The sequence below is a fragment of the Cupriavidus phytohabitans genome, assembly GCF_017815025.1.
Classification (GTDB): Bacteria; Pseudomonadota; Gammaproteobacteria; order Burkholderiales; family Burkholderiaceae; genus Cupriavidus.
This window is the reverse complement of record NZ_JAGIQB010000120.1, coordinates 1-5803: the sequence shown is the minus strand read 5'-3', so window position 1 is coordinate 5803 and position 5803 is coordinate 1. Positions and strand designations below refer to the sequence as shown.

The window sequence follows — 5803 nt, the reverse complement described above, 5'->3', positions numbered from 1 at the left end:
CTTACCTCGAAATTTCCGCGGTCGCAGGCCCCATGCACCGCTGCGGGGACGGTACTACTTCTGTATAAGGAGATGGCCTTAGCCACGGCGCTCCTGTCAAACGCGGTGTGCGTAGCGACCACATGACCGCCGATCTTACGAGCCAGGTCCGGGAAAATGGCCTTGAAGTTTGGCGAGCCCTTGACCTTCCGTTCGTCGATGCCATGAATGGACACGTTCATGGCATCGAACCAGTCCTCTGGATCGACGAGAGTTGACCATACTCTACGGGGGACCCGTTATCAAACACGACCACTCCAATCTGGCAGATGCTGGACAGGTCGGGGTTCGCGGTTTCCACGTCCAGCGCCACGAATCTCATGCCGATGCTCCAGTCCTAGTAGCGACACTGGGTCAGCTTATGAAACTTTGATCATGCGCACATCGGCCAGATGGCGGAACTAGGCGATCTACGGCCTTTAGCCCCGGTGCATGAGTCACCGATTGGCACGCAAGCGACCCGGCGGCGACGCCCTTACCTTATCGCGCCCTTCACCGCTGACTTGAAAGCGTTCACGCTTAGCTGCACAGCCGAGCGCCTTACTGGCCGTCGCGCGGCTTCGTACCGAGAGTCCCCGTATACGGGTTCACATTGCCGCGCGTTGACCAATTGTCGTTGCGCGTTGCGTTGGGGTTGGTCTGCATGTGCGGCTGGACATAAGTCCCATTGTCTCGCACATAGCCACCGACGCTATGAGCTCCTTGCGCCGAACCGGAATTACCTTTTGAGCTACTGTATGCCGTCGGGAATCCGGCGTTGCCTTGGTAACCGCCCGAGGCCTTGCCAGCCCCACGTGCATACGTGACGGTGGAGAGGGCAAGCAACATGATGGCGACAAACGTTTTCAACGATGGCTCCTCAGTCTGGTCGTTGGCGCTTAATGAAACCAGCTTAACAGCCGCCTCGCACTTGAAAATCCCGCTAAAGCGGGGTGATGAGGCGTGAATGCCTGCACCAGCCAGCAGAGCGCCCAATGAGTTGCCCGGCTGGCTCATTTGGCGGTACTTGGGGGTGAGGCTTCCGTCTACTGCTGGAAGGCGTGCCGAAAACGCGAACTCTCTGGAAGTTACCCTCACCATCAAGCAACTGAATGCCGGCTCGCTCTGCCGACTCCTGCACCGGCCGCCCGACATAGCCAGACAACGACCAAAAAACGCCACGACGCAACTTGTGTTCGTGCATGACACCGGCAAGCGCGCGGACCTGTTCCACTTTCACCGGCCTACTCCATGCGTGCATTGGACCATAACCACGGGAACATCCAGGCCTGCCTTGTACAAGGTAGCATCGAGGCCGCTGTCAACTACGGCAGACCCGGGAATACGATGCACATGCAACGCAGCTGGGATGTCCTCCAGAGGATCAACAGCGAGACCTTCGGCATTGCGGTCCAATCCATCTCGGGGGAATCAACAATCTACGGGGCACATCGACCGTTCGTCGGCCCCGATTCGGCTTCTCGGAGGCTGGCCGCCCCTTCCCACCCGCCGCACCTTTCCGTTCTCGGGCCAGCCAGCAAGTGATTGATTTTATGGGAATTTCTTCTGGGCATCAGCCAGAAACCCGCATGAATGCTTGGCCTAGCTACCCCGGTAAATTACATCGAAATCAAAGGGATACCTATGACCGCCAAGCCAGTCGAGAATCGGCCGGCTCAGCCCTCCGCCTACGCCAAACGCCCCCTCCGGCCACTTCCTCTCCCATTGTGTCTGCGCCGTCAGCCAGCTCAGTTACCAAGGCGCACTTATCGCCATATGGCATTTCAAGTCAAGCGGCAATGAAGGATGGGACAACGCCGTGCTGCGCGCGGTGGAACGATCTGATCCGCTGCCACGTGACGAGAATGGCACGGCGCCGGCCAGTTTAAACATCACCTTCTGGCCTAATCAGTAAGAAGGCACACCGAATGCGTGCTGTCCTCAAACTTGCGCGCGGCGTCGAGGTTTTTTACTCGACCAGCGCCGTACCACCTCTAAATGGTGGCTGATAGAACCTAATGCGATGCGCTCCCCATGCCGATGGCTGTCCTGCGGACGAGTTGTGGTGCTCGGTCCGCCGTCGGCCATCGGCCTCGTCATGCTGCAGCTTCAATAACCAGCGAAACATGGCATGTTGCGTTCCAACGGTCGCGCTCGCACTGCCATCTAAAACTGTAGCGCTTTAATGTCGTAGCCGCCTTCGGGCCGGACGTGCCACCAGCGTGAGGCCGCGAAAGGCTTGCGTTGCGCATTCGTCCCGCAATGCACTTCGCCCGACATTTCATGGTAAGAATACCAGTCGTCGATGAAGGTGACCCGGCGACTCGGCATTGCTTCTTCGAACGCTTTCTCAAATGCGCACTTGCCATTGATAACCGGCCCATACGGTTTGGGGACGATGCTCAGATCCTTGTGTACAAGGTGATTCACCATGTCGGGGAAATAGGCAAGTGTGCGTTCCTGGGCTCCGTCGAGGCCGACGATGGACTGGAAGGCGACGGGGATGTCCACGAAATCGTTGACGCCGAGGCCGAGTTCGCGCTCGAGGATTGCGCGGTTATCGTCCATTATCGCCTGATAACCGTTGTTGGCATTCCACAGGCCAGCGTCACTGAGAAGCTCAGCCACAGTGCGCTTGGCATCGCTGCCGTCCTGGCGGAACTTGCCTTCGAACAGCGGGACGGAGCCATGGCCGGTCTCGCTGAGTTCTCGGAGGATTGCTTTGACCTTGGCCGGGCTCGCCAGCAGGCAGCGGAAACCCTTTGCCGAGGTCTCGTCTGGCACAAAGCTCACGATCTCATCGACATGCCCGACCGCAAGCCAGTCGGTGTAAAGTTCGAACGGGAATTGAACACGTTGGGCGTAGAGGAACTGGCGAACTTCTGCCATCATCTGCCTCGCGCTGTGCGCGAGATCGCCGTCGCGTCGGCCGCCGACGATGATGCGTCCGAGCGGGTAGGTGCGGCCGTCGACAGTGACCGGCGGCGATACTTCGAGATTGCCAAACGAGTCGAGCGAATTGGCGACACCGCCTCCGACCACGAAATGGCCGAAATCGGTGCCGAGCATCCTGGTTTCGGGATAGTTGTCGAGCTCGCGGTCGCGCGGGCTGTCGAACACCACTGGCAATTGCCCGCGATGGCTCTGGGTGTAGCCGATCTCGATCTCATCCTGGATCCAGCGATCGCCGCGATGGTCACCCACTTCGATTATTTTGAGGTCGAGGCCTTCGGCGGCAACGGCGGCATTCAGGCCAGCGAGAAAGTCATCGTTATTGTCCGTGCCGTGCTCGATCCGGGTGGTGTAGATCTTGACCGCCGGTTGACTGTTCGGGGTCATGATCCAAGGGGCGACGCGCAGCATTACCCGGTCGGCGGCGATCACGCGTTCGCCTGAGTTGCGCTTGTGGACCAGTTCGAGGTTGAAGATCAACAAACCGTCGAAATAGGGCCCGGGATAGGCGTGCGCCGCGAGGTAGAGCGTCTCGCCTGCGGGATCAACCTCGGCCGCGGTGACCATCGCCTGCGGCGGCTCGCCGGGGAGACGGCCGATCAGCTTCTCATAGCTTCCACTGACCTTACGCAGCAACGATAGGTTGAGCGCAGCTTCCGGCGCGACCGACAGGCGCAGGCTGAGATCATCGGGAAGCGCGCCATTGACGATTGGACGCACAACGATCGGCTCACGCTCGTCGAGCCCTCCCTCTCCTGCGTCGCGGTCGTTATCGACAAGGACGATCGCCCCACTCCCATTCTCGCCCCAGATCCAGTTGGCTTTGCCTTCCTCGTTGATTCCGACGATACCATCGCGGTCGGCATCACAATCAAGCAGCAAATGGGCGACCAGGGCGCCGATAGACAGAGTCCTGACGCTGTCAGTGTTCAGTTCCAGACCGACCTGAAACAGTCCGCGGTCACCGGTTGGCGTCAAGAGGATAATGGACGAGTTTGCCAGCGCCGCGAGATTGACGGGGGTGTCGACGGCGAGGTAGAACGGCTCGCCGGTCTTGCCGTCCAACACAATTACATCGAGGCCGTCGCTGGACTTCAGCGTCAGCGTCCCCTTGCGGGCACCGAGGCTCAATTGGGTATAGGCGTTCGCGGACGGTGGGATGGTGACGACTATGTCCATGGGAAATCCCCTTTAATTGACGTGCTACTACGGTTAACCTGCGAGAAATTCGACGATCGGGCTGATCCGCGAGCAATCTTCGCCGCGACAGCCACTGATGGGGCAGATGAGTGAGGCATAGCAGTCGCCGAGCGGCACAAAGTCGGTCCCGCCACGCACGAGGATGCCCTCGACCTCATGGGTGAGCGCATTGAATACTGGTGAGCCGGAATTACCGCCATAGGTGTCGAGATTGGCGATGAAATGGGTAGACGCAGTGTTGACACGAATCTCGGCGTTACCGGCGATCTTCTTGGGCAGGCCCGACGGATGGCCGATGACGTAGAGCGGGAGCAGGTCTACGGCACTGGCGCCGGATGAAAGGGCCAATGGAGGGCGACCCTCAACTGGGCGGTCGAGTTCGATCAGCGCCCAGTCGCTACCGTCCGGCGAAAAGTCGCCTGCGAGGTAACGCTTGAACCCGTAAATCTTGTCGACGTGGAATTGGGTCGGCGCAACGCCTTCGGCGCCGGTCTCGAAGTCGAATACCAGGCAGCGCGCCGCGAATGTCTCTTCGTTCAGGCAATGATGCGCGGTCGCAATGACGTTGGGCGCAACGAGGAACGCGGAACCGAGGGCGGCGCAATGCTGGGTGCGAAACGCCTCTCGCTGGCACAGCGGCTTGCCGGCGAGCGCATATCGCTGCTCGAGCGTGCTGCCGCCGATGCTGACTTGCCCCTCGCCAACCGCGACGAGGTTTTTGCGCTCGACGATCGCCGCGACCGAGCGCGCTCGTTCGCGGCGCACCGGGTCAGCGCAATTGATTACGTCGACACGATCATCCTCGCCATAGACGACCTTCTGGCGCGAGCGCATCTCTGTAAGGATTACTGAGGATGGAACGTTAGCAATTGAACTGGAGCGCGCGACGGCACCGAAGACGGGTTCGTCGAGGGTTTTGGTGTAATTTTTGAGGACATGCGATTCGCGCCGCGTGGGAACTCGCGTTTCGAGCGTGCCCTCAAGTTTTCGTGCCTCAAGAATCGAACGCAACTGATCGAGAGTGAAGTTGTCTAGCATGTCGCGAGGCTCTCCATCAATGGGAAAATTTCCGGTAATCTACAAGGTTCCACCGCACTGACTGATCGAAGATTAATTCAACCGGTCATCGCTACACCTCTCCACAGGGAATTACGATGAGGTGTAGAAGGCGAAACCGAGTACCAAGCTATTGATAACGGTAGGCACAATGAGAACTGCATAGGTTATAACTTCACAGGTATTTGCCGTATCATCCAAAAGATTTATACGTTTTACTTAATTCAGATATCAACTGAACTGAAGTCATAGAGGGCCGCGACCACGGTACATTTTTAAAAAAAGGGCGGCTGAGCGAAGGCGAGTCGCGGCGCGATGCTTCGCCGTTGCAGGCTGAACCTCGTCTTGATCTCGCCATAGTAGCGAGACCGGACCTATGCGACCAAGCTCTCCGATCGATCTGCGAGCAAAACGAAAATTCCTGGAGGAGTTCCCGCCTACCGCTGCCGACTTCAGTATCAACAGGAGAACGACGGCAATTACGAAAGGGAACACCACGCCTAGGGATGGTCTGAAAAACCTCTGCCAACGGAAGGGCGGCAGAGACGTTAAATGAGGATCACGAAAGCTGCATGAC

The 5803-nt window shown here is 58.6% G+C and carries 5 protein-coding genes and 1 pseudogene; 1 reads left to right on the top strand and 5 read right to left on the bottom strand.

Features of this window, described 5'->3' with window-relative positions; translation table 11 throughout:
* The 3 genes and pseudogenes from J8I34_RS33035 to J8I34_RS35085 all read right to left on the bottom strand — a co-directional run.
* Positions 1–221 (bottom strand): annotated as a pseudogene (locus J8I34_RS33035) (hypothetical protein); the annotation flags it as partial.
* A 358-nt stretch (positions 222–579) separates the two neighbouring features.
* Positions 580–1035, bottom strand: coding sequence for a hypothetical protein (locus J8I34_RS35090; protein ID WP_245176323.1), 456 nt, complete (start codon positions 1033–1035; stop codon positions 580–582).
* Positions 962–1222, bottom strand: a complete 261-nt coding sequence (locus J8I34_RS35085) for a hypothetical protein (RefSeq protein ID WP_245176322.1) — start codon at positions 1220–1222, stop codon at positions 962–964. Before J8I34_RS35085 ends, J8I34_RS35090 begins: the two co-directional genes overlap by 74 nt.
* A gap of 462 nt (positions 1223–1684) precedes the next feature.
* Here J8I34_RS35085 and J8I34_RS33020 point away from each other — a divergent pair, with 462 nt between their 5' ends.
* Complete coding sequence (locus J8I34_RS33020) at positions 1685–1933, top strand: TonB C-terminal domain-containing protein (protein WP_209808409.1); 249 nt, start codon at positions 1685–1687, stop codon at positions 1931–1933.
* Positions 1934–2184: 251 nt separating this feature from the next.
* Here J8I34_RS33020 and J8I34_RS33015 read toward each other — a convergent pair whose 3' ends face one another.
* Positions 2185–4149, bottom strand: a complete 1965-nt coding sequence (locus tag J8I34_RS33015; RefSeq protein ID WP_209808407.1) for a protein-arginine deiminase family protein — start codon at positions 4147–4149, stop codon at positions 2185–2187.
* A 33-nt stretch (positions 4150–4182) separates the two neighbouring features.
* Positions 4183–5208, bottom strand: a complete 1026-nt coding sequence (locus J8I34_RS33010) for a trypsin-like serine peptidase (RefSeq protein ID WP_209808405.1) — start codon at positions 5206–5208, stop codon at positions 4183–4185.
* Positions 5209–5803: the final 595 nt, after the last annotated feature.